Below are 22,204 nucleotides of genomic sequence, written 5' to 3'. Positions count from 1 at the left end.
GACCGGTCGGAGGAGGAGCTCGTGGAAGCAGTGATCGCAGTCGTCGCACTGCTATTCGTGCTCTTCGTCGTGCTGGGCGTGTACGCCACGGTGAAGGTGGTCGGGGCCGCCAAGCGCCGCGTCGACGAGACCATCACCCATGCCCGGCGCACGGTCGAGGACGGCACCCTGCGGGCCAAGTCCTTCGCCCAGCCGGGCGCGGCCGGCGAGCTCGCCCAGCTGCGGCTGAAGCTGCGCACCTCCATGCGGGCCACCCAGGACGCGCTGCACGCGGGCGTGAGCGAGGACGAGTCGCTCAAGGAGTCCCTCGGACTCTTCCAACGCCTCAGCGCGCACGGGCACGAACTGGACGCCGAAATGCGGCGCCTGGAGTCCGAACCGGACCGCGCGACCCTTGCCGAGCGGCTGCCCGACCTTCGCGAGCGCACGGAGCGCGTCGTCAAGTCGGCGGACGCGCTGCGGTGGGCGGCCCGCGACCGGGCCCGCCGCTTCGCCGCCGACGACATGGACACCCTCAGCGCGCAGATCGACCTGGAGGCGGGGGCCCTGCGGCACTGGCAGACGACGGAGTCCCCGTCCTCGTCCTCCTCCTCTTCTGCCTCCTCGACCCCGCCGTCGGAACGTCCGTCGTCCACGCCGCCCCCGTGGCCGGAGGCCCCGGCCGCCGAGACCGCCGCGACGGCCGAGCAGACCTGGCCGGACACACCTCAGTCGCAGCGGGCCGAGGAGCCGACCCGGCCCGCCATCAGCCCGGCAGCCCCGCGCCCGACGTACCCGTGGCAGAAGAAACCCCGTCCCGAGAGCACGACTTGAGCCCGGTCGTGCTCGCGCTGATCGGTCAAGGCAGTCCCAGGTGAGCGGGGTCGGACTGCCGCCCGGGCGCTACGCCAGGTAACCTCCAGCTCATGTCCCGCCATGTCGCGATCGTCACTGATTCAACGGCCTACCTGCCGCAGCGGACGATGGAGCGCCACGGCATCACCGCGGTGCCCCTGACCGTGGTCGTCGGCGGCCAGGCGTTGGACGAGGGCACCGAGATCTCGACCCGATCCCTGGCTCAGGCGTTGCAGAAGCGACGCCCTGTCACCACCTCGCGCCCCAGCCCCGAGGTCTTCGCGGCGCACTACCGCAAGGTCGCCGAGTCCGGCGCCACCGGCATCGTCTCCCTGCACCTGTCCGCCGAGCTCTCCGGCACCTACGACGCGGCAGTTCTCGCGGCGCGCGAGGCGCCGGTGCCGGTGCGGGTGGTGGACACCGGGATGGTCGCCATGGCGCTGGGCTTCTGCGCGCTCGCGGCGGCCGAGGTGGCGGAGGCGGGTGGCACGGTGGACGAGGCCGTCACCGCCGCGGAGAAGCGGGCCGGCGCCACGGCCGCCTACTTCTACGTCGACACCCTCGACTACCTGCGCCGGGGCGGCCGCATCGGCGCCGCCCAGGCGCTGTTGGGCTCCGCGCTCGCGGTGAAGCCGCTGCTGCAGTTGGAAGGCGGCAGGATCGGCCCGCTGGAGAAGGTACGGACGGCTTCCAAGGCGATCGCCCGCCTCGAGGAGATCGCGGCCGACCGGGCGGGCAGCGCGCAGATCGACATCGCGGTCCACCACCTCTCCGCCCCCGAACGGGCGTCGGCACTGGCGGATCGTTTGCGGGTCAGGGTGCCGGGGCTGGCCGATCTGCATGTGAGCGAGGTCGGGGCGGTTATCGGGGCGCATACGGGGCCTGGACTGTTGGGGGTTGTGGTTTCGCCTCGCTGAGGGCCCTCTTGGCGGGTGAGTCACTCGTGTGGGTGGCGGAGATATCCACAACTTGCGGGTAATCCCCTGGAATTGAGCAAGATCATCGCGAGTGTGCCGAGGTGTCCGATCCTCGTCGCATGGCACTTCGATCACGTACACGCACCACGGCGGCCACCAGCGGCCCGGGCCGAGGCCCTCACTCCGACGTCCGCGCCCGCCGACGGCGACACATGCATGCACCGGGGCGGGCACGGCCGCGCCGTGCGTCCGCGCGAGCGGAGGAGCTGCGGCGCCGGGCGGAGGTGATTTTCGCCGAACGGGCCGGTGAGTGGGGGGAGTCGGGGGCAGGGCCGCCGACGGGTCGGGATGCGTATGAGGGGACCGCTTGGCGTGCGGGTCCTGGCCCTGGGGAGCCGGGTGCGGACCTGGAGGGTGCTCCGCGGGTTGCGGGGGCGACGCGGGCGGATGTCCCTGGAACAGTCGGGCTGCCGGGGTCCGGTGGCCCGCGCGCTGATGGGCCGTGCGGCTCGGAGGTCCCGTGGGCCGATGGGCTGCTGCACTCCGATGTCCCGTGTGCCGGTGGGCTGCTGGGCTCCCCCGATGTCCCGCGCGGGAATGGGGTGCTGGGCGCGGACGTGCCGAATTCCGGTGCGGGTGAGGGAGCTGGTGACGCGGGTGCCGTCGTGGATGACGGGGCTGATGATGCCCGTGCTGGTGCTGGTGCTGGTGCTGGTGCTGGTGGCGGGCAGTGGCGGGCGCGGGCCGGGCTGGCTTTGCGGGAGCGGATGCCGGTGTGGTTGCAGACGAGGTGTGGGCTGGAGCCGCGGAGCGTGGTCGCGCTCACCGTGGTGCTCGTGCTCGCCGCAGGGTTCGCCGTACAGCACTTCTGGTCCGGGCGGACGCAGTCCGTGCGGGCGCCGGAGGTGGTGCGGGCGGCGGCCTCGTACGGGGGAGACCCGCGGGGTGGACAGCAGCAGGGAGGGCAGCAACAGGGCGGGATGAGCGGGTCGAGTACGTCATCGGCTGTCGGTGCGTCCGGCGCCGAGGCCACGGCGGCGGCCGAGATCGTCGTGGACGTCAGTGGAAAGGTGCGCGAACCGGGCATCCACCGCCTGCCCGCGGGCTCGCGGGTCGTCGACGCCCTGCGCGCGGCCGGTGGGGTGCGTCCGGGCACGAAGACCGACAGCCTCAACCGGGCTCGCTTCCTGGTGGACGGTGAGCAGGTGATCGTCGGGGGTCCGGTCGCCGCGTCCGGGGCCGCTCCCGGCGCGGGTGCGGGCACGGTCACGGGCGGTGCGGCGGGCGCGGGGGCGGCACCCAGCGCTCCGGTCGCCCTCAACACCGCCACTGTGGACCAGCTCGACACCCTCCCGGGCGTCGGCCCGGTCCTGGCCCAGCACATCATCGACTACCGCACCCAGCACGGCGGCTTCCGCTCGGTGGACGAGTTGCGCGAGGTCAACGGCATCGGCGACCGCCGTTTCGCCGATCTACGGAACCTCGTGCGGCCATGACCCACGATGTCCGTACAGCCGACCCCGCGCGCTCTCGCGCCGCCGTCCACGCCGCGTCCGGCAGCCGGCTCGGCGCCTCCCACCCCCGTCAGGAAGGACCGACGGACCTCCGACTCGTCCCACCCGCGCTCGCAGCCTGGGCGACGGCGGCACTGATGCTGGGCATCCCTGAGGGGTGGGCGGTCGGGGCGGCGGTTGTCTGTCTGTTTGCGGCAGGCGCGCTGCTGGTGGTGCGGCGAGGGAGGGGCGGCCGGGTCACCGGCGGCAGGGGCGTGGGAGGTTGGCTTACCGATGGCAGGGTTGTTGGAGACCGGCCTGCTGGTGGCAGGGGCGTTGAAAGCGGGCTTTCCGATGGCGGTGGCGCTGGCCGTGCGGCCACGCCAGGGCCTCTGACCGCGCCCGAGCGTCCGATTGCGCCCGTGCGTCCAAGCGCGCCCGAGCGTCTGACCGCGGCCGAGCGTCCGAGCGAGGACGACCCTCCGATCGAGCCCGGGCGTCACGCCAGGCGTCCTGGGCGTCCGACAGGCCCCCAGCACCGGCCCGGCACCGGTCCGGATTCCCCGGCCGGACAGGCCACCCGGCCGCGCAGGCCGAGCCTCACTACCGTGCGCATCAGTCGGCCGCGAAGCTCGGTCGCCGCCGTGCTGCTCTGTGTCGCCGCGGCGGCCGTGTCCGCCGGGCTGCACGGGGCCGACCTGCGACGTGGGCCGGTGCCCGAGCTGGCGCAGGAGTACGCGACCGTGACCGCCGAGGTCGAGGTCACTTCCGACCCCCGGCTCACCCGACCTCGGGTCAGAGGGAATCACATGGCGCCGACGTCCGTGCTGATCAACGCCGATGTACGACGCGTCGAGGACGGTGACGGCACGGCGATGGTGACGCGGGCGCCGGTGCTGATGATCGTCGACACGGGGTGGGGTACGTCCGGTGACGTCAAACGGGCGTCGCAGTCCTCCGGCACCCGGCGTTCGCCCTGGCTGGAGCTGCTCCCCTCCACCCGGCTGCGGGTGACCGCACGGTTTGCGCCCGCCCTCGGGGACGGGGGACGGGTCGCGGCCGTGCTGCGGGTACGGAACCCCGCGGTGCCGGAGGTCGTGGGGGAGCCGTCGGGGGTGCAGCGGCTGGCGGGGCGGCTGCGGGCCGGGCTGCGGGAGGCGACCGAGGAACTGCCGGCGGATGCGCGGGCGCTGCTGCCGGGGCTGGTCGTGGGGGACACCTCGCGGATCACCCCGGAGCTGGACGAGGCGTTCAAGGAGACCGACCTCGCGCACACGCTCGCCGTCTCCGGCAGCAACCTCACGATCATCCTTGCGCTGCTCATCGGCCCGCCGGGTCTGGCTCAGCTCGCCGAGCGCCGTGGCCTCGCGCCACGCCTCGGCATCTCCCTGCGGACGACCGCGCTGCTCGCAGGGGCGCTCACCCTCGCGTTCGTCGTCGTGTGCCGACCGGACCCGAGCGTGTTGCGGGCCGCCGCCTGCGGAGCCGTCGCGCTGCTCGCCCTGGCGACCGGACGCCGCAGAACTCTGATTCCGGCGCTGGCGACGGCCGTACTGCTGCTGGTGCTGTACGACCCGTGGCTGGCCCGCAGTTACGGCTTCCTGCTCTCCGTCCTGGCCACGGGTGCCCTGCTCACCCTCGCGCCCCGCTGGAGCGCGGCGTTGCGACGGCGCGGGGTGCCGCCGCGGTTGGCCGAGGCGCTGGCGGCCGCGGCGGCAGCGCAGGCGTTGTGCGCGCCGGTCGTGGCGGTGCTGTCGGCTCGGGTGAGCCTGGTGGCGGTGCCGTGCAATCTGCTTGCGGAGTTCGCGATCGCACCGGCGACGGTGCTGGGCTTCGCCGCCCTGGCGACGGCGCCGTTGGTGATGCCGGTGGCCAAGGTGCTGGCCTGGTGCGCGGGTTGGCCGGCCGGCTGGATCGCGGACGTCGCTCGGACGGGCGCCGCGCTGCCCGGCGCGGGCGTGGACTGGCCCGGCAGCTGGACCGGGGCGGCGCTGCTCGCCCTCGCCACGGTGGTCGCCCTGCTTGCCGGTCGCCGGCTGCTGCGGCACCCCTGGTGGTGCGGTGTCTGCGGGGCACTCCTCCTGCTGGTGGTGGTGCAGCCGCCGCCGCTGACCAGGGTGGTCACGGGGTGGCCGCCGCCCGGGTGGCGGTTCGCGATATGCGATGTGGGGCAGGGCGACGCGACTGTGCTCGCGGCGGGTGACGGGACGGGCGTGGTCGTGGACGCCGGCCCCGATCCGACGCTGGTCGACCGGTGCCTGCGCACGCTCGGCATCACCCGGATTCCGCTTGTCGTGCTCACGCACTTCCATGCCGACCATGTGGCGGGCCTGCCCGGCGTCCTGCGTGGTCGCGCCGTGGGTGCGATCGAGACGACGGGGCACGAAGCGCCCGTGGACCAGGTGGAGTTCGTGCGCAGGGAGGCGGCCGCCCGACGCATCCCCGTGACGCGGGCCGCCGCCGGGGAGGAGCGGCGTACCGGCGACTTGAGCTGGCAGGTGGTCTGGCCGCCGCCCACTCACCCGGCACACCCGGCAATGGCCCCGGAGAGTCCGAACGACGCCAGTGTCACTCTGCTCGTCCGCTCGGCCGGGCTGCGGCTCCTGCTGCTCGGGGATCTCGAACCCCCGGCCCAGCGGGCGCTGTTGAGATCGCCGGCTGGGGCGCTGCTGGGTGGCGTGGACGTGCTCAAGGTGGCCCATCACGGCTCGGCGTACCAGGACCCGGAGCTCATACGCCGGGCGGCGCCCCGACTGGCGTTGATCAGCTGTGGTGAGGACAACCCGTATGGGCATCCGGCTCCCAGCACCCTCGCGGGGCTGCGGGCGCAGGGAGCCGTGGTGCTGCGGACGGACGAGGACGGGGCGCTGGCGGTCGCCGGTACGGGCGCGGAGCTGCGGGTGGCGGGAGACTGAGGGCATGGATTCCGTTGAGGTTGATGCGTATCTCCGCCGACTGGGGGTCGAGCACCCCGCCTGGCCCACCGTGGACGTGCTGCGCGAGCTGCATCTGCGCCATCTGCAGACCGTGCCCTTCGAGAACCTCTCGATCCACCTGGGCGAAGAGATCGTTCTGGAGGAGAAGCGACTGCTGGACAAGGTGGTGGGGGCACGACGGGGTGGGTTCTGCTACGAACTGAACGGGGCCTTCGGGGTGTTGCTCGGCGCGCTGGGTTTCGATGTGACGCTGCTCGCGGGGCGGGTCCATGTGAAGGAGGACGAGGTCGGGATTCCCTACGACCACATGGCGCTGAAGGTGCGGACGGTGGACGGTGGCACGTGGCTGGCGGACGTCGGGTTCGGGGCGCACAGCCACTATCCGCTCGCGTTCGATACACGGGGGGAGCAGGTGGACCCGGCGGGTGTGTTCCGGATCGTCGAGGCGGGGCCGGACGCGGCGGGGGTGCGCGGCGGGCACGACGCGGAGGAGGCGGCGGACCTGGAGGTCGCCATGGACGGCAGGGCGGAGTACCGGCTGGAGCGGCGGCCGCGGGCGCTCGCCGATTTCGTGGCCGGGGCGTGGTGGCACAGCACCTCGCCGGGCTCGCACTTCACGCAGTCGCTGGTGTGTTCGCGGGTGACGAAGGAGGGCGGGCGGATCACCCTCAGCGGCCGCACGTTCAAGGCGACGGCGGCCGACGGGACACGTGAGGAGCGGCAACTGGGGACGGACGAGGAGGTGCTGGGGGTGTACCGGGAGCGGTTCGGGATCGAACTGGACCGGGTGCCGACGGTACGCAAGCCCAACCGGGACGGCTGATCCGGCAGGAGGCTCGGGGCTGGGCGGGTGCGCGGACCCGGCGCACAGTCGTGTCCCTTCGGTGCCCGAGAATTGCTCCGTGAGCGATGTGAGACATGTGCTGGTGCTGCCCGATCGTGACGCGGCGGAGGAGGTCGCGGGCGCGCTCGGGGAGCGGTTCGGGACCGACGAGGAGCCGCGGCTTGTGCGCGATGCGCTGGCCGGGGAGGACGATGCCGAGGACGCGCAGTGGCTGGTGGTGCTGCGGGACGAGGCGGGGCGGCTCGACCCGGGTGAGCTGGACGAGTTCGTGGGGGAGTGGGACGGGTGGCGGGAGGAGCCGTAGCCGGACCGGAGTGCCCGGCCTGACCGGCACCCTGTCCCCGGCCTGACGGCCACCCTGCCCCTGGGCTGACCGGCGTCCTGCCCCCGGCGTGACGGCCACGCTGCGCCTGGGGTGACCGGCGTCCTGTCCTCGGCCTGGCGGCGACCCTGCGCCTGGGCTGACCGGCGTCCTGTCCTCGGCCTGACGGCCACCCTGCCCCTGGGCTGACCGGCGTCCTGTCCTCGGCCTGGCGGCGACCCTGCGCCTGGGCTGACCGGCGTCCTGTCCTCGGCCTGGCGGCCACCTTGCCCCTGGGCTGACCGGCGTCCTGCCCTCGGCCTGGCGGCGACCCTGCGCCTGGGCTGACCGGCGTCCTGCCCTCGGCCTGGCGGCCACCCTGCCCCCGGGCTGACCGGCATCCGGCCTCCGGCCTGGCGGCCACCTTGCCCCCGGGCTGACCGGCGCCCTGCCTCCGGCCCCTGACGGCATCCTGTCCCCGGCCTCCCGGCCTCCCGGCCTCCCGGCCTCCCGGCCTCCCCGCCCCCCTCTGACCGCCCCCCCCGCCCCCGACAGTCCCGTCGGCGTCCACTGTCAGTGGCCCGTGCCATCCTTGTCGCGATGGCCAGGAAATCTGCGAATGACGACCTTCTCTCCCCCGTGACGCTCGCCGTGGGCCAGGAGGAGCTGCTGCTCGACCGGGCTGTGCGGGAGGTGGTGGTTGCCGCCCGGGCCGCTGATGCCGATACGGATGTGCGGGATCTGTCTCCGGAGCAGTTGCAGCCGGGCACGTTGGCCGAGTTGACCAGTCCGTCGCTGTTCGCGGAGCGCAAGGTCGTGGTCGTGCGCAATGCGCAGGACCTGTCGGCCGACACGATCAAGGACGTGACGGCGTATCTGGGCGCGCCGGCCGAGGAGATCACCCTCGTGCTGCTGCACGCCGGGCAGGCGAAGGGCAAGAAGCTGCTCGACGCCGCGCGCAAGGCGGGGGCGCGGGAAGTGGCCTGCCCGAAGATGACCAAGCCGGCGGACCGGCTGGCGTTCGTCAGGCAGGAGTTCCGGGCGACCGGGCGGTCCGCGACGCCGGAGGCCTGTCAGGCGCTCGTCGACGCGATCGGCAGTGATCTGCGGGAGCTGGCGTCCGCGGTGAGTCAGCTGGTCGCCGATGTCGAGGGGACCATCGACGAGGCGGTGGTCGGGCGGTACTACACCGGCCGCGCCGAGGCGTCGAGCTTCACCGTCGCCGACCGGGCGGTCGAGGGACGGGCCGCGGAGGCGCTGGAGGCGCTGCGCTGGTCGCTGGCGACAGGCGTGGCGCCCGTCCTGATCACCAGTGCGCTCGCGCAGGGCGTCAGAGCCATCGGAAAGCTGTCCTCGGCCCGGGGCGGCCGTCCCGCCGACCTGGCACGTGAGCTCGGCATGCCGCCCTGGAAGATCGACCGCGTGCGCCAGCAGATGCGGGGGTGGACGCCCGACGGAGTCGCGCTGGCGTTGCGCGCGGTGGCCGAGGCGGACGCCGGTGTGAAGGGCGGCGGGGACGACCCGGAGTACGCCTTGGAGAAGGCGGTCGTGACGATCGCGCGGGCGGCGCGGTCCCGGGGGCGTGGCTAGCGCGAGAAGAGGAGAATCGGGCGTATCAGCCGTATATCGCCGGATCGGAAAGGTGGCGACCGTCATGGCTGAACACCCGCACACTGCTCTCGTCCGCAAGGGCTACGAAGCCTTCCAGCGCGGAGACATGGACACGCTGCGCGGCATGATGACCGGAGACTGCACCCACCACGTGCCCGGCTCCCACCCGCTCTCGGGGGACTTCAAAGGAATCGACTCGATCCTTGACGGGTACTACGGCCGGCTCTACTCGGAGACGGGCGGGTCGTTCCAGGTCGAGCTGCGCGGCATATTCGTCGATGGCCGCGGGCACGCCATGTCCGTACATCGCTTCACCGCGGACCGGGGCGACAGGCACATCGACGAGAGCGGAGGCATCGTCTTCAGGATCGTCGGCGACAAGATGACCGATCTCGACGAGTGCGTCGAGGACATCGACAAGGCCAACGACTTCTGGAGCTGACACCGGCCGTCCATACCGAAGGCCCCGGCCACCGTCCTGGGGAAGGACGGTGGCCGGGGCCTTCGGTTCAAGCTGCTGAGCCCGTACCCGCGTGGCGAACGCAGGCCGCGTACAGGCTCGGGGTGCCGGACGGGAGCGGATGAGAGAGGGCCCGCTCGATTCCCTCCGGCGATCAAATCAAGTGTCAGCCCTTGAGAGCGCCGACCTTCGAAGCAAGCGCCGACTTCTTGTTGGCGGCCTGGTTCTTGTGGATGACGCCCTTGGAGACGGCCTTGTCGAGCTGACGCGCGGCAGCGCGCTGGTACTCGGTGGCCTTCTCGGTGTCACCCGCGGCAGCGGCCTCACGGGCCTTGCGGATCGCGGTCTTCAGGGAGGACTTGACGGCCTTGTTGCGCAGCCGGGCCTTCTCGTTGGTCTTGATCCGCTTGATCTGGGACTTGATGTTCGCCACTGATGAGCCTTTTCAGGTTCTGGCACGGGGCCCCGTAGGACCCGTACCGGTGATTTTCTGGAGTGTGCCTCGTGCTGAGAGGGCATGAGACACAGCCACCCAGGCTACCAGTGGCCCGGCCGACAGCCCAAAACGGTCGCCGGTCGCCGCCCATGGGACCATGGAACCTACGTATAGATCCGACCCGAGGCATAAGGCGCCTCAAGAGACAGGACCCTGCGTGCCCGCGACCCCTAACAATGTGCCCGAGCCGAGCCGTACCGACCCGGCACTGATCCGCAACTTCTGCATCATCGCGCACATCGACCATGGCAAGTCCACGCTCGCCGACCGGATGCTCCAGCTGACCGGTGTGGTCGAGCAGCGGCAGATGCGTGCTCAGTACCTCGACCGGATGGACATCGAGCGTGAGCGCGGTATCACGATCAAGTCCCAGGCGGTGCGGCTGCCGTGGGCTCCCACCCACGATTCCGGCAAGACGCACATCCTCAACATGATCGACACCCCGGGGCACGTCGACTTCACGTACGAGGTCTCGCGGTCGCTGGCCGCCTGTGAGGGCACCGTTCTCCTCGTCGACGCCGCCCAGGGCATCGAGGCCCAGACTCTCGCCAACCTCTACCTGGCGATGGAGAACGACCTCACGATCATCCCCGTGCTGAACAAGATCGACCTGCCGGCCGCGCAGCCCGAGAAGTTCGCCGAGGAGCTCGCCAACCTGGTCGGCTGCGAGCCGAGCGACGTGCTCAGGGTGTCCGCCAAGACGGGCCTGGGCGTCGATGCCCTGCTCGACAAGGTCGTCCGCGAGGTCCCCGCCCCGGTCGGCGTCAAGGACGCTCCGGCCCGCGCGATGATCTTCGACTCCGTCTACGACTCGTACCGCGGTGTCGTGACGTACGTCCGTGTCATCGACGGCCAGCTCAACAAGCGCGAGCGGATCCGGATGATGTCCACCGGCGCCACGCACGAGCTGCTGGAGATCGGGACGAACTCTCCGGAGATGCTGTCGGCCGACGGCCTCGGCGTCGGCGAGGTGGGCTATCTCATCACCGGTGTGAAGGACGTCCGCCAGTCCAAGGTCGGTGACACCGTCACCAGCCAGCACAAGGGCGCCGAGGAGGCGCTCGGCGGATACAAGGACCCGAAGCCGATGGTCTTCTCCGGTCTGTATCCGCTGGACGGCTCCGACTACCCGGAGCTGCGCGAGGCCCTCGACAAGCTCCAGCTCAACGACGCCGCGCTCGTCTACGAGCCGGAGACCTCCGCGGCCCTCGGCTTCGGCTTCCGCGTCGGCTTCCTGGGGCTCCTGCACCTCGATGTGATCCGCGAGCGGCTGGAGCGCGAGTTCGGGCTGGATCTCATCGCCACCGCGCCCAACGTGGTCTACCGGGTGGTCATGGAGGACGGCACCGAGCACACCGTCACCAACCCGAGCGAGTTCCCCGAGGGCAAGATCAACGAGGTGTACGAGCCGGTCGTACGCGCCACGATCCTCGCGCCGACCGAGTTCATCGGCTCGATCATGGAGCTGTGCCAGACCCGGCGCGGCACCCTCCTCGGCATGGACTACCTGTCCGAGGACCGGGTCGAGATCCGCTACACGCTTCCCCTCGCCGAGATCGTCTTCGACTTCTTCGACCAGCTGAAGTCGAAGACACGCGGGTACGCCTCGCTGGACTACGAGCCCACCGGCGAGCAGACCTCCAGCCTGGTCAAGGTCGACATCCTGCTGCACGGCGACAAGGTCGACGCCTTCTCCGCGATCACGCACAAGGACGCGGCGTACGCGTACGGCGTGCGGCTCGTGGCCAAGCTGCGCGAGCTGATCCCGCGGCAGGCCTTCGAGGTGCCGATCCAGGCCGCCATCGGCTCCCGGGTGATCGCCCGAGAGACCATCCGCGCCATCCGCAAGGACGTCCTCGCCAAGTGCTACGGCGGCGACATCTCCCGTAAGCGCAAGCTGCTGGAGAAGCAGAAGGAAGGCAAGAAGCGGATGAAGATGGTGGGTTCCGTGGAGGTTCCGCAGGAGGCCTTCATCGCCGTACTGAGCAGTGATGACAGCGCGGGTTCGGGCAAGGCCAAGAAGTAACCGCAGGTAGCACCAGGTGGCCCGGCAAATCGCCGCATCAGGGGTCCGTCGTACGAAAGCGCGACGGGCCCCTTTGCGCGCGCCGTGTGACCCTCTGGAGGAAGTGACAGGGCGCAGGCCCTTACGCAGTGGGCTGTCGGCCTTTACCCTGATCCCTGCTCGATAGTTACTCGCGAGTTAAACAACGCGAGTGGAACCAGCCGCACGTCAGCCGCACAGTCGCGGGTCCCCGGAGGATGTCGTGAGCGACACACAGACACTGATCGAGAACCGTCCGCCGAGCGTGGCGACCCTCTTCCTGGAGCGCGTGACAGCCACGCCTGACGCCGAGGCGTACCGCTATCCCGTGCCGTCGGCCGCGGGGCAGGGCGCGGACGACTGGAAGTCGCTGAGCTGGGCACAAGCCGCAGAACGGGTCTACGCCATCGCGGCCGGGCTCATCGAACTGGGCCTCCAGCCCGAGCAGCGCGTGGCCCTCGCCTCCTCGACCCGGATCGAGTGGATCCTCGCCGACCTGGGCATCATGTGCGCCGGCGCGGCCACCACCACGGTCTATCCGCAGACCAACGCAGAGGAGTCGGCGTTCATCCTCGCGGACTCCGAGAGCCGGGTCCTCATCGCCGAGGACGCGGCCCAGGTGGCCAAGGCGCTGGAGAAGCGCGCCGAGCTGCCGAACCTCACACACGTCATCGCCGTGGACGCGGAGGGCGTCGAGACCGGTGACTGGGTGCTCAGCCTCGCCGAGCTGGAGGCCCGCGGTGCGGCCCGGCTGGAGAAGGACCCCGAGCTGATCAAGCAGCGGGTCGGTGCGATCACCAAGGACCAGCTGGCCACCCTGATCTACACGTCCGGCACCACCGGCCGCCCCAAGGGCGTGCGGCTGCCGCACGACAACTGGTCGTACATGGCGAAGGCGATCGCCGCGACCGGGCTGGTCGGCGCCGAGGACGTGCAGTATCTGTGGCTGCCGCTCGCGCACGTCTTCGGCAAGGTGCTCACCTCCGGTCAGATCGAGGTCGGTCACGTCACCGCGGTCGACGGCCGCGTCGACAAGATCATCGAGAATCTGCCGGTCGTGCAGCCGACGTACATGGCGGCCGTGCCCCGCATCTTCGAGAAGGTCTACAACGGGGTCGCCGCCAAGGCCCGCGCGGGCGGCGGCGCCAAGTACAAGATCTTCCAGTGGGCCGCGGAGGTCGCCCGCGAGTACGCCAAGGTCACCCAGGACAACTTCCGGCGCACCGGCACCCACTCCGCGCCCTTCGGACTCGCCGCCAAGCACAAGGTCGCCGACACGCTCGTCTACGCCAAGATCCGCGAGGCCTTCGGCGGCAACCTGCGGGCGTGCGTGTCCGGCAGCGCCGCGCTCGCCCCGGAGATCGGCTTCTTCTTCGCCGGCGCCGGCATCCACATCCTGGAGGGCTACGGCCTCACGGAGTCCTCGGCCGCGTCCTTCGTGAACCCGGGCGAGGCCTACCGCACCGGCACGGTCGGCAAGCCGCTGCCCGGCACGGAGGTGCGCATCGCCGACGACGGGGAGATCCTGCTGCGCGGCCCCGGCATCATGGAGGGCTACCACGGGCTGCCGGAGAAGACCGCCGAGGTCCTGGAGTCCGACGGCTGGTTCCACACCGGTGACATCGGGGAGCTGTCCCCGGACGGGTACCTGCGCATCACCGACCGCAAGAAGGACCTGATCAAGACCTCGGGCGGCAAGTACATCGCGCCCGCCGAGGTCGAGGGGCAGTTCAAGGCGGTGTGCCCGTACGTCTCCAACATCCTGGTGCACGGTGCCGACCGGAACTTCTGCACGGCGCTGATCGCGCTGGACGAGGTCGCGATCGTGGCGTGGGCCGAGGAGAACGGGCTCGGCGGGAAGTCGTACGCGGAGATCGTCGCCTCGCCGGCCGCCGTCGAGATGGTCGACGGGTATGTGCGGCAGCTCAACGCAGGGCTGCAGAAGTGGCAGACGATCAAGAAGTTCCGGCTGCTGCCGCGGGATCTCGATGTGGAGCACGGGGAGATCACGCCGAGCCTGAAGCTGAAGCGGCCGGTCGTCGAGCGGGAGTACAAGGGGCTGATCGAGGAGATGTACGCGGGAACGCGGGAGGCGTAGCGCGCGACCGGAGGGGTGGCGGGGACCGTTGGCGGCTGCGGGTTCGTCGTGGCTTGTCGCGCAGTTCCCCGCGCCCCTTCAGGTCGGCCCGTTCACCCTTTTCCGACCAGCCGACGTATCTCGTGGACCCTGGCGCGTAGGTCCGTCAGGTTCAGGGGTGTGTCCTCGGAGAGCTGTTCCTCCAGTGCCGCCAACTGAGCGCTCAGCTGCTTGCTGTGGATGTGCTCGCGGCTCAGCAGACGCTCCAGCTGCCTGTTCTTGCGGTACAGGTCCAGGAACACCGTCACCTTCGCGCGTAGCACCCATGGGTCGAACGGCTTGGTCAGGTAGTCCGCCGCGCCTGTCGCATAGCCGCGGAAGGCGTAGCCCGGGTCGTCCTCGGCGCCGGTCAGGAAGATGATCGGGACGTCCTTGGTCTGGTCGAGTCGTTTGATGTTGGAGGCGGTCTCGAAGCCGTCCATGCCCGGCATGCGGACGTCGAGCAGCACCAGGGCGAAGCGTTGCCGCAGCAGCGCCTTCATCGCCTCCTCGCCCGAACGCGCGCGGACGAGCGGCTCGTTGAGGGACCCCAGTACGGCCTCCAGCGCGATCAGGTTGTCCTCCATGTCGTCGACCAGGAGGATGCCGGCACGCTCGTCGGTCGTTGCCTCAGCGCTCATGATCAAGTGGCCTCACTCGGTGATGGTCGGCGGAACCTCTTCCTCTTCGGAAGCGCTCGGTTCCGGTACTACGGTGCTGTCCGCGACCTCGGGGTCCAGGAGGTCGCAGACGACGGTCAGCAGCTGATCCACGTCCACCGGCTTCGGTACGTAGTCGTTGGCACCCCGCGCGATGGACTTCTCCCGGTCTCCGGGCATGGCCTTCGCGGTGAGCGCGACGATGGGCAGGTCCGTCCAGCGCGGGGTGCGACGGATGGCGGAGATCGTCTCGTATCCGTCCATCTCCGGCATCATGATGTCCATGAGGACGAGTTCGACGTCCGGGGTGCGTTCCAGTGTCTCGATGCCCTCGCGGCCGTTCTCCGCGTACAGGACCGGCATGCCGACCCGCCCCAGGACGTGGGTGAGCGCGAAGACGTTGCGGATGTCGTCGTCCACTATGAGCACCCGCCGGCCCGGCAGGATCTGCCCCGCCCGGCCCATCTGCCAGGCCTCCAGCTTGGTCGGCGTCGGCCAGGAATCGTCCGCGTCGTGGGCGGTCGAGAAGAACGTCTCGGCGGACAGCTGCTCCGGCACCGGCAGCGACCGGTCCTCGGGCACCGGGCCGGTGGCGGAGTGACCGGGGCTGACGACCGGGACGTACAGCGTGAAAGTGGAGCCCTTGCCCGGCTCGCTCTCGGCGACGATACGGCCGCCCAGCAGGCCGGCGATCTCACGGCTGATGGACAGGCCGAGGCCCGTGCCCCCGTACTTGCGGTTGGTCGTGCCGTCGGCCTGCTGGAACGCCTCGAAGATCACCGGGAGTTTCTCCGCGGCGATGCCGATGCCGGTGTCGGACACCGAGAACGCGATCACCTCGTCGCCCTCGAGGACGTAGTGGTGCTCAGGGTCCTTCAATCGGTTCACGCGCAGCTCGACCTTGCCCGAGGCGGTGAACTTGATGGCGTTGGAGAGGAGGTTGCGCAGGATCTGCTGGAGGCGCTGCTCGTCCGAGTACATCTCGCGCGGTACGTCCTCGCCGACCGCCACCTCGAAGGCGAGTCCCCGGTCCAGGGTGAGCGGGCGGAAGGTGGCGTGGACATAGTCCAGCAGCTTGATGAGCGGCAGCTTCTTCGGCCGTACGTCCATCCGGCCGGCCTCGATCTTCGACAGGTCCAGGATGTCGTTGATCAGCTGGAGCAGGTCCGAGCCCGAGCGGTGGATCGTCGTCGCGAACTGGACCTCCTGGTCGGAGAGATGGCCGTCCGGGTTGTCGGAGAGCAGCCTCGCCAGGATCAGCAGAGAGTTCAAAGGGGTCCGCAGCTCGTGGGACATGTTCGCCAGGAACTCCGACTTGTACTGCGACGACGTCGCCAGGAGCGCTGCTTTCTCCTCCAGCTCGGCGTTCGAGCGCTGCAGCTCGGCCTGCTGCATCTGCAGTTCGTCAGAGCGTTCCTGGAGCTGCATGGCCAGGCGCTGGGACTCGCCGAGCAGCGACTCCGTACGGGAGTTGGCGATGATCGTGTTGATCGCGACGGCGATGGTGTTCACGAACTGGTCGAAGAACGCCAGGTGCACATCGGAGAAGCGGGAGAACGACGCCAGCTCGATCACGCCGAGCAGCTTGTCCTCGAAGAGGATCGGGATGATGACGACGCTGCTGGGAGCCGCCTCGCCGAGCCCACTGTTGATCTTGATGTAGTCCGGTGGCGCCTCCTCGACCAGGATCCGCTTCTTCTCCCGGGCCGCCTGCCGGACCAGTCCGTGCACCGGGAGGCCGCCGGTCTCGATGGTCGTGCCCTGGGCCGAGCCGTATCCGGCGATGAAGGCCAGCCCCTTCGTGGGAACCGTGGTGCGCAGCGCGGCGCTCTCCTCGTCCGGGTCGGCCAGGAAGAACGCGCCGTACTGGGCGTTCACCAGCGGTGTCAGCTCGCGCAGCAGCAGGTCGGCGACCTCCATCAGGTCGCGGTGGCCCTGCATCAGGGCGGCCAGGCGGGCCAGGTTGGACTCCAGCCAGTCCTTGGCGCGGGTCGTCTCGCGCAGGTTGGCCACCATCAGGTTGATGTTGTCCTTCAGCTCGGCGACCTCGCCGCGCGTCTCGACCGTGATCGAGCGGGACATGTCGCCCTGGGCCACCGCGGAGGCGACCTCGGCGATCGCGCGGACCTGGGTGGTCAGGTTCGACGCCAGCTCGTTCACGTTCGTCGTCAGGCGCTTCCAGGTGCCGTACACACCCTCCACCCGGGCCTGGCCGCCGAGCTGGCCCTCGGAGCCCACCTCGCGGGCCACGCGGGTGACCTCGGAGGAGAAGGAGGAGAGGGTGTCGACCATCGTGTTGATGGCGGTCTTCAGCTCCAGGATCTCGCCGCGCGCGTCCACGTCGATCTTCTTGGAGAGGTCGCCGTTGGCGACGGCGGTGGTGACCTGGGCGATGTTGCGCACCTGGGAGGTGAGGTTGTCGGCCATGTAGTTGACGTTGTCGGTCAGGTCCCGCCAGACCCCGGAGACGCCCAGCACCTGGGCTCGGCCGCCGAGCCGGCCGTCGGTGCCGACCTCGCGGGCCACGCGGGTGACCTCGTCGGCGAAGGCGCGCAGCTGCTGCACCATCGTGTTGACGGTGTCCTTGAGTTCGAGGATCTCGCCGCGGGCGTCGACGGTGATCTTCTTGGACAGGTCGCCGTTGGCGACGGCGGTCGTCACCTGCGCGATGTTGCGGACCTGCGAGGTTAGGTTCAGCGCCATGAAGTTGACGTTGTCGGTGAGGTCCTTCCAGACGCCGCTGACGCCGCGTACCTGGGCCTGACCGCCGAGGTTTCCTTCGGTGCCGACCTCGCGGGCGACGCGGGTGACCTCGTCGGCGAAGGCGGAGAGCTGGTCCACCATCGTGTTGATGGTCGACTTCAGCTCCAGGATCTCGCCCTTCGCCTCCACCGTGATCTTCTTGCCCAGGTCGCCCTGGGCGACGGCGGTGGAGACGAGGGCGATGTTGCGGACCTGGGAAGTCAGGTTGTCCGCCATGAAGTTGACGTTGTCGGTGAGGTCTTTCCATACGCCGGAGACGCCGCGTACCTGGGCCCGCCCGCCGAGGTTGCCTTCCGTGCCCACCTCGCGGGCGACCCTCGTCACCTCGTCGGCGAAGGCGGAGAGCTGGTCGACCATCGTGTTGATGGTCGACTTGAGTTCGAGGATCTCGCCCTGGGCGTCGACGGTGATCTTCTGACTCAGGTCGCCGTTGGCGACGGCGGTCGTCACCTGGGCGATGTTGCGGACCTGGGAGGTCAGGTTCGACGCCATGAAGTTGACGTTGTCGGTGAGGTCCTTCCATACCCCGGAGACGCCGCGCACCTGCGCGCGTCCGCCCAGCTGCCCTTCCGTACCCACCTCGCGGGCGACCCTCGTCACCTCGTCGGCGAAGGCGGAGAGCTGGTCGACCATCGTGTTGACGGTCAGCTTGAGTTCGAGCAGCTCGCCGGTCGCCTCGACGGTGACCGTGCGGGTCAGGTCGCCGCGGGCCACCGCCGTGGTCACCAGGGCGATGTCGCGCACCTGCGCCGTCAGCCGGGACGCCATCGTGTTGACGGCCTCGGTCACGTCCCGCCAACTGCCCGACAGGCCCTGCACCTTGGCCCGCCCGCCGAGCCGGCCCTCGGTGCCGACCTCGCGGGCCACGCGAGTGACCTCACCGGTGAACAGGGAGAGCTGGTCGACCATCTTGTTCACGGCGCGGCCGAGGCGCCGCAGGTCGCCGCGTAACTGGCGGCTGCCGTCATGCAGATCGACGCGCTGGGTCAGGTCACCGCCGGCCACCGCGTCGAGCACGCGCGTCGCGTTCGCCGCCGGGGCGACGAGAGCGTCGAGCACCTGGTTGACGTCGTTGACGCGGGTCGTCCAGTCACCGGGGCCCGGGCTCGCCGAGAGCCGCTCGTCGAGCCTGCCGTGCCGGACCAACTCCCTCTTGACGCGCTGCACTTCGCGGTTGAAGTGCGTGCTCCGGTCCATGATCTGGTTGAAGACCGCCGTAAGCTCGGCCACCACTCCCTCACCGGTCTCCGGCAGCCTCCGGAAGTCGCCGTCCCTCGCCGCGGTCATCGCGGCGAGCAGCGGGCGCAGTTCCGATGCTCGAATCTGACCGTCTTTCTGTCCGTCTTCGAGCACACGCGTAGCACGGTTCTCACTCATGGCGGCCCACTTCGGTAACTCGGTGCTTATGGGCGTGGCCAGTCTGTCACTCTGTCGGCGTCGACTGAGGCGTATTCGTCCGAACCGTTCGGGGAGCTGTCCATGGGGGCCATTCCGGCGCAACGGGAGACCGTTTCCCGTGCCTCTGATGCGCCTGCGCCCGGAGGCGTGGGCGCGGAAACCCATGCCACCCTCCCCGGCAGTCCGATCTCCCCGGGCTCCGCCCGCACCCTCGTGCGCAACGCCCTGACCGAATGGGCCGCCTCCGGGCTCCCCGGCACCGAGCACCTCAGCGCCCGACTCGTCGACGACGCCGTCGTGGCCGTCAGCGAGCTGGTCACCAACGCCGTCGTGCACGCCGGCACCGATCTGGAGCTCACCTGCCGGCTGGAGGACGCCGGCGCCCTCGTCGTCGAGGTCCTGGACCACCATCCCTCGCGCGCCCCGCGCGACGGTGAGGTCGAGGCGCCGTACGAGACTCCGGAGTACGGGCGCGGCCTGCGGCTGGTGTCCCGGCTCGCCGAGTCCTGGGGCGTCACCTATCGCACCGGCTCCAAGACCGTGTGGGCGCGGCTGCCCGCCGAGGACCCCGTGGCGGCCAAGGACGACATCGAGGTGTACGCCGAGGAGCGCGCGCTGGAGCGCGGGCTGCGCGTCGCCGAGATCCTCGCCCCCGAGCCCCAGCGCGCCGAGCGGGAGACCGACTGGCTCAACCGCGGTGCTCTGTCCTTCCTCGCCGAGGCCTCCGACCTGCTCGCCGGGCAGCTCGACGAGAACCTGGTCGCCGCGCTCGCCGGCCAGCTGATCGTGCCGCGGCTCGCGGACTGGTGTGCGGTGTGGCTGGAGGACGAGGTCGCCGGGCGCTGGGGATACCCACGATCGGGCGAGGCCGGGGGAGGGGCGGGCTGGGGGGCGGACGGCGCCGCCGGGACCGGGCCGCGGCTGGCCCGCGTCTGGCACGGCTCCGAGAACCTCATCGAGGAGCTGCGCCAGGCCCTGGAGAAGGAGCCGCCGCTTCCCGCCGACGACCACCGCACCGGTCCGGTCGCCTACCCCTGGCCAGGTGAGGCGCTCGGCGCGCGCGGGATGAGCGGCACGGCGCTCGCGTACCGCCTGATCGCCGGGGGCCGCCCGCTGGGCACGCTGGTCATCGGGCGGGCCGACCTGTTGCGCTTCCCCGACGAGGTCACCGGGCTCGTCGAGGACCTCAGCCGCCGGGTGGCGCTCGCCATCGGCGCGGCCCGCCAGTACGCCCGGCAGGCCACCATCAGCCGGGTCCTGCAGCGCGGACTGCTGCCCGGTGCCGTCGCGGAGATCCCCGGCGTGGCCAGCGCGCTGGTGTACGAGCCGTGCGACAAGGGCGGTCCGAGCGGCGACTTCTACGACCTGTTCCCGGCCGGCGACGGCCGCTGGTGCTTCGCCATCGGGGACGTCCAGGGCAAGGGCCCCGAGGCGGCCGTGGTGATCGGCATCGCACGCCCCTGGCTGCGGCTCCTCGCCCGGGAGGGCTACCGGGTCGCCGACGTCCTCGACCGTCTCAACCAGCTACTCCTCGACGACGCCACGGAGGCCGCCGACGCCGCCGCGCGCGCCCTCGTCGGGCCGGTCCCGCCGGCGCCGGGCGACGGCCCGCAGACCCGCTTCCTGTCCCTCCTCTACGGCGAACTCACCCCCTTCGACGGCGGCATCCGCTGCACCCTCGCCTCCGCCGGACACCCGCTGCCGCTGCTGCTGGGCGCCGGCGGCGAGGTCCACACCGCGGCGCATCCGCAGACCCTCCTCGGGGTCGTCGAGGACGCCACGTACACCAGCGAGACCTTCGAGCTGCGCTCCGGGGACACCCTGCTGTGCGTGACCGACGGAGTGACGGAGCGGCGCAGCGGCTCCAGCCAGTTCGACGACGGCGACGGCCTCGCGACCGCGCTCGCCGGGTGCGCGGGGCTGAACGCCGAGCTGATCGCGGAGCGGATCCGCAGGCTCGTGCACGAGTTCAGCGGCCGTCCGCCGGAGGACGATCTGGCGCTGCTGGTGCTCCAGGCCGAGTAGCGGTTCTCTCGGTTCCGGCGGGCACCCGCGCGTGCTGGACAATAGAACCCATGCCTTCCGCACTCCCCGACGGCGAGCCCGTCCCCGACGACGGCACGCTCCCCGCGTCCGCCCTCGCCGGGTCCGCCGACCGCCCTCTCGGCTTCTACCTGCACGTCCCGTACTGCGCGACCCGCTGCGGCTACTGCGACTTCAACACCTACACGGCGACCGAGCTGCGCGGCACGGGCGGAGTGCTGGCGTCCCGCGACAACTACGCCGAGACCCTCGTCGACGAGATCCGCATGGCCCGCAAGGTCCTCGGCGACGACCCGCGCGAGGTCCGCACGGTCTTCGTCGGCGGCGGTACGCCCACGCTGCTGGCCGCCGACGATCTCGTACGGATGCTGGGGGCGATCCGTGACGAGTTCGGGCTGGCACCGGACGCGGAGATCACGACGGAGGCGAACCCGGAGTCGGTGGACCCGGCGTATCTGGCCACCCTGCGCGAGGGCGGCTTCAACCGGCTCTCCTTCGGCATGCAGAGCGCGAAGCAGCACGTGCTGAAGGTCCTGGACCGCACCCACACCCCGGGCCGTCCCGAGGCGTGCGTGGCGGAGGCGCGCGCGGCAGGCTTCGAGCACGTCAACCTGGACCTGATCTACGGCACACCGGGCGAGTCGGACGACGACTGGCGGGCCTCGCTGGAGGCGGCGATCGGCGCCGGCCCGGACCACGTGTCCGCCTACGCCCTGATCGTCGAGGAGGGCACCCAGCTGGCCCGCCGCATCCGCCGGGGCGAGGTCCCGATGACGGACGACGACGTCCACGCGGACCGGTACCTGATCGCGGATTCGGTGCTGTCGCAGGCGGGCTTCGACTGGTACGAGGTCTCCAACTGGGCGACCTCACAGGCGGGCCGCTGCCTGCACAACGAGCTGTACTGGCGGGGCGCCGACTGGTGGGGCGCGGGTCCGGGCGCCCACTCGCACGTGGGCGGCGTGCGCTGGTGGAACGTGAAGCATCCGGGCGCGTACGCGGCGGCACTGGCGGCGGGACGCTCGCCGGGGGCCGGGCGCGAGCTGCTGTCCGAGGAGGACAGGAGGGTCGAGCGGATCCTGCTGGAGCTGCGGCTGCTGGAGGGGGTGCCGCTGGAGCTGCTGCGGGAGCAGGGGCTCGCGGCTGCTCGGCGGGCGCTGGGGGAGGGGCTGCTTCAGGAGGGGCCGTACGGGGAAGGGCGTGCGGTGCTGACGCTTCGGGGGCGGTTGCTGGCGGATGCGGTGGTCAGGGATTTGGTGGACTGATCACTCCGGTGGGTGAATCGGACG

General features: G+C 70.9%; 15 protein-coding genes. 12 read left to right on the top strand and 3 right to left on the bottom strand.

The features are described from left to right. Window positions 1-21 precede the first annotated feature (21 nt). From ACFY5C_RS13270 to ACFY5C_RS13235, 8 genes are all read left to right on the top strand, one after another. Window positions 22-813, top strand: a complete 792-nt coding sequence (locus tag ACFY5C_RS13270) for a hypothetical protein (protein ID WP_389443888.1) — start codon at window positions 22-24, stop codon at window positions 811-813. 92 nt (window positions 814-905) lie between these two features. Next, window positions 906-1,751, top strand: coding sequence for a DegV family protein (locus ACFY5C_RS13265; protein ID WP_389443886.1), 846 nt, complete (start codon window positions 906-908; stop codon window positions 1,749-1,751). A 665-nt stretch (window positions 1,752-2,416) separates the two neighbouring features. Continuing rightward, the gene (locus tag ACFY5C_RS13260; RefSeq protein WP_389443884.1) at window positions 2,417-3,247 is read left to right on the top strand and encodes a helix-hairpin-helix domain-containing protein; all 831 of its coding nucleotides are present in this window, start codon (window positions 2,417-2,419) and stop codon (window positions 3,245-3,247) included. Between the two features lie 605 nt (window positions 3,248-3,852). Further along, window positions 3,853-6,159, top strand: coding sequence for a ComEC/Rec2 family competence protein (locus ACFY5C_RS13255; protein ID WP_389443882.1), 2,307 nt, complete (start codon window positions 3,853-3,855; stop codon window positions 6,157-6,159). Between the two features lie 4 nt (window positions 6,160-6,163). After that, window positions 6,164-7,003, top strand: coding sequence for an arylamine N-acetyltransferase (locus ACFY5C_RS13250; RefSeq protein WP_389443880.1), 840 nt, complete (start codon window positions 6,164-6,166; stop codon window positions 7,001-7,003). Between the two features lie 79 nt (window positions 7,004-7,082). Next, complete coding sequence (locus tag ACFY5C_RS13245; RefSeq protein WP_389443878.1) at window positions 7,083-7,328, top strand: hypothetical protein; 246 nt, start codon at window positions 7,083-7,085, stop codon at window positions 7,326-7,328. A gap of 597 nt (window positions 7,329-7,925) precedes the next feature. After that, a complete protein-coding gene (holA, locus tag ACFY5C_RS13240) occupies window positions 7,926-8,915 on the top strand; it encodes a DNA polymerase III subunit delta (RefSeq protein ID WP_389443876.1) in 990 nt (329 codons plus the stop codon). A gap of 64 nt (window positions 8,916-8,979) precedes the next feature. Continuing rightward, a complete protein-coding gene (locus tag ACFY5C_RS13235) occupies window positions 8,980-9,378 on the top strand; it encodes a nuclear transport factor 2 family protein (protein ID WP_389443875.1) in 399 nt (132 codons plus the stop codon). Between the two features lie 184 nt (window positions 9,379-9,562). Here ACFY5C_RS13235 and rpsT read toward each other — a convergent pair whose 3' ends face one another. Beyond that, the gene (rpsT, locus tag ACFY5C_RS13230) at window positions 9,563-9,829 is read right to left on the bottom strand and encodes a 30S ribosomal protein S20 (RefSeq protein ID WP_383611074.1); all 267 of its coding nucleotides are present in this window, start codon (window positions 9,827-9,829) and stop codon (window positions 9,563-9,565) included. Window positions 9,830-10,049: 220 nt separating this feature from the next. Between rpsT and lepA the strand changes: the two genes are divergently transcribed. Continuing rightward, window positions 10,050-11,918, top strand: coding sequence for a translation elongation factor 4 (gene lepA / locus ACFY5C_RS13225; protein ID WP_389443873.1), 1,869 nt, complete (start codon window positions 10,050-10,052; stop codon window positions 11,916-11,918). Window positions 11,919-12,159: 241 nt separating this feature from the next. Next, complete coding sequence (locus tag ACFY5C_RS13220; protein ID WP_389443871.1) at window positions 12,160-14,034, top strand: AMP-dependent synthetase/ligase; 1,875 nt, start codon at window positions 12,160-12,162, stop codon at window positions 14,032-14,034. 92 nt (window positions 14,035-14,126) lie between these two features. On the opposite strand, the gene ACFY5C_RS13215 is transcribed toward ACFY5C_RS13220, so the two are convergent. After that, window positions 14,127-14,693 (bottom strand): two-component system response regulator, encoded by a 567-nt coding sequence (locus ACFY5C_RS13215; protein WP_389443869.1) that lies wholly within the window; start codon window positions 14,691-14,693, stop codon window positions 14,127-14,129. Window positions 14,694-14,705: 12 nt separating this feature from the next. Beyond that, window positions 14,706-18,851 (bottom strand): HAMP domain-containing protein, encoded by a 4,146-nt coding sequence (locus ACFY5C_RS13210; RefSeq protein WP_389443867.1) that lies wholly within the window; start codon window positions 18,849-18,851, stop codon window positions 14,706-14,708. A 102-nt stretch (window positions 18,852-18,953) separates the two neighbouring features. On the opposite strand from ACFY5C_RS13210, the gene ACFY5C_RS13205 reads away from it, so the two are divergent. Next, a complete protein-coding gene (locus ACFY5C_RS13205; RefSeq protein ID WP_389443865.1) occupies window positions 18,954-20,897 on the top strand; it encodes a SpoIIE family protein phosphatase in 1,944 nt (647 codons plus the stop codon). A gap of 50 nt (window positions 20,898-20,947) precedes the next feature. Further along, window positions 20,948-22,180: a radical SAM family heme chaperone HemW gene (gene hemW / locus ACFY5C_RS13200; protein WP_389443863.1), complete on the top strand. Its 1,233-nt coding sequence runs from the start codon at window positions 20,948-20,950 to the stop codon at window positions 22,178-22,180. Window positions 22,181-22,204 lie beyond the last annotated feature (24 nt).

It is taken from the genome of Streptomyces sp. NPDC012935 (genome assembly GCF_042900345.1).
Classification (GTDB): Bacteria; Actinomycetota; Actinomycetes; order Streptomycetales; family Streptomycetaceae; genus Streptomyces.
This window is presented reverse-complemented; position numbering and strand designations above follow the sequence as displayed.

Coding starts and splice junctions, on each gene's coding strand:
- ACFY5C_RS13250 (WP_389443880.1), top strand. CDS start 6,164: ATGGATTCCGTTGAGGTTGATGCGTATCTCCGCCGACTGGGGGTCGAG.
- ACFY5C_RS13235 (WP_389443875.1), top strand. CDS start 8,980: ATGGCTGAACACCCGCACACTGCTCTCGTCCGCAAGGGCTACGAAGCC.
- ACFY5C_RS13205 (WP_389443865.1), top strand. CDS start 18,954: ATGGGGGCCATTCCGGCGCAACGGGAGACCGTTTCCCGTGCCTCTGAT.
- holA (WP_389443876.1), top strand. CDS start 7,926: ATGGCCAGGAAATCTGCGAATGACGACCTTCTCTCCCCCGTGACGCTC.
- hemW (WP_389443863.1), top strand. CDS start 20,948: ATGCCTTCCGCACTCCCCGACGGCGAGCCCGTCCCCGACGACGGCACG.
- ACFY5C_RS13265 (WP_389443886.1), top strand. CDS start 906: ATGTCCCGCCATGTCGCGATCGTCACTGATTCAACGGCCTACCTGCCG.
- ACFY5C_RS13210 (WP_389443867.1), bottom strand. CDS start 18,851: ATGAGTGAGAACCGTGCTACGCGTGTGCTCGAAGACGGACAGAAAGAC.
- ACFY5C_RS13215 (WP_389443869.1), bottom strand. CDS start 14,693: ATGAGCGCTGAGGCAACGACCGACGAGCGTGCCGGCATCCTCCTGGTC.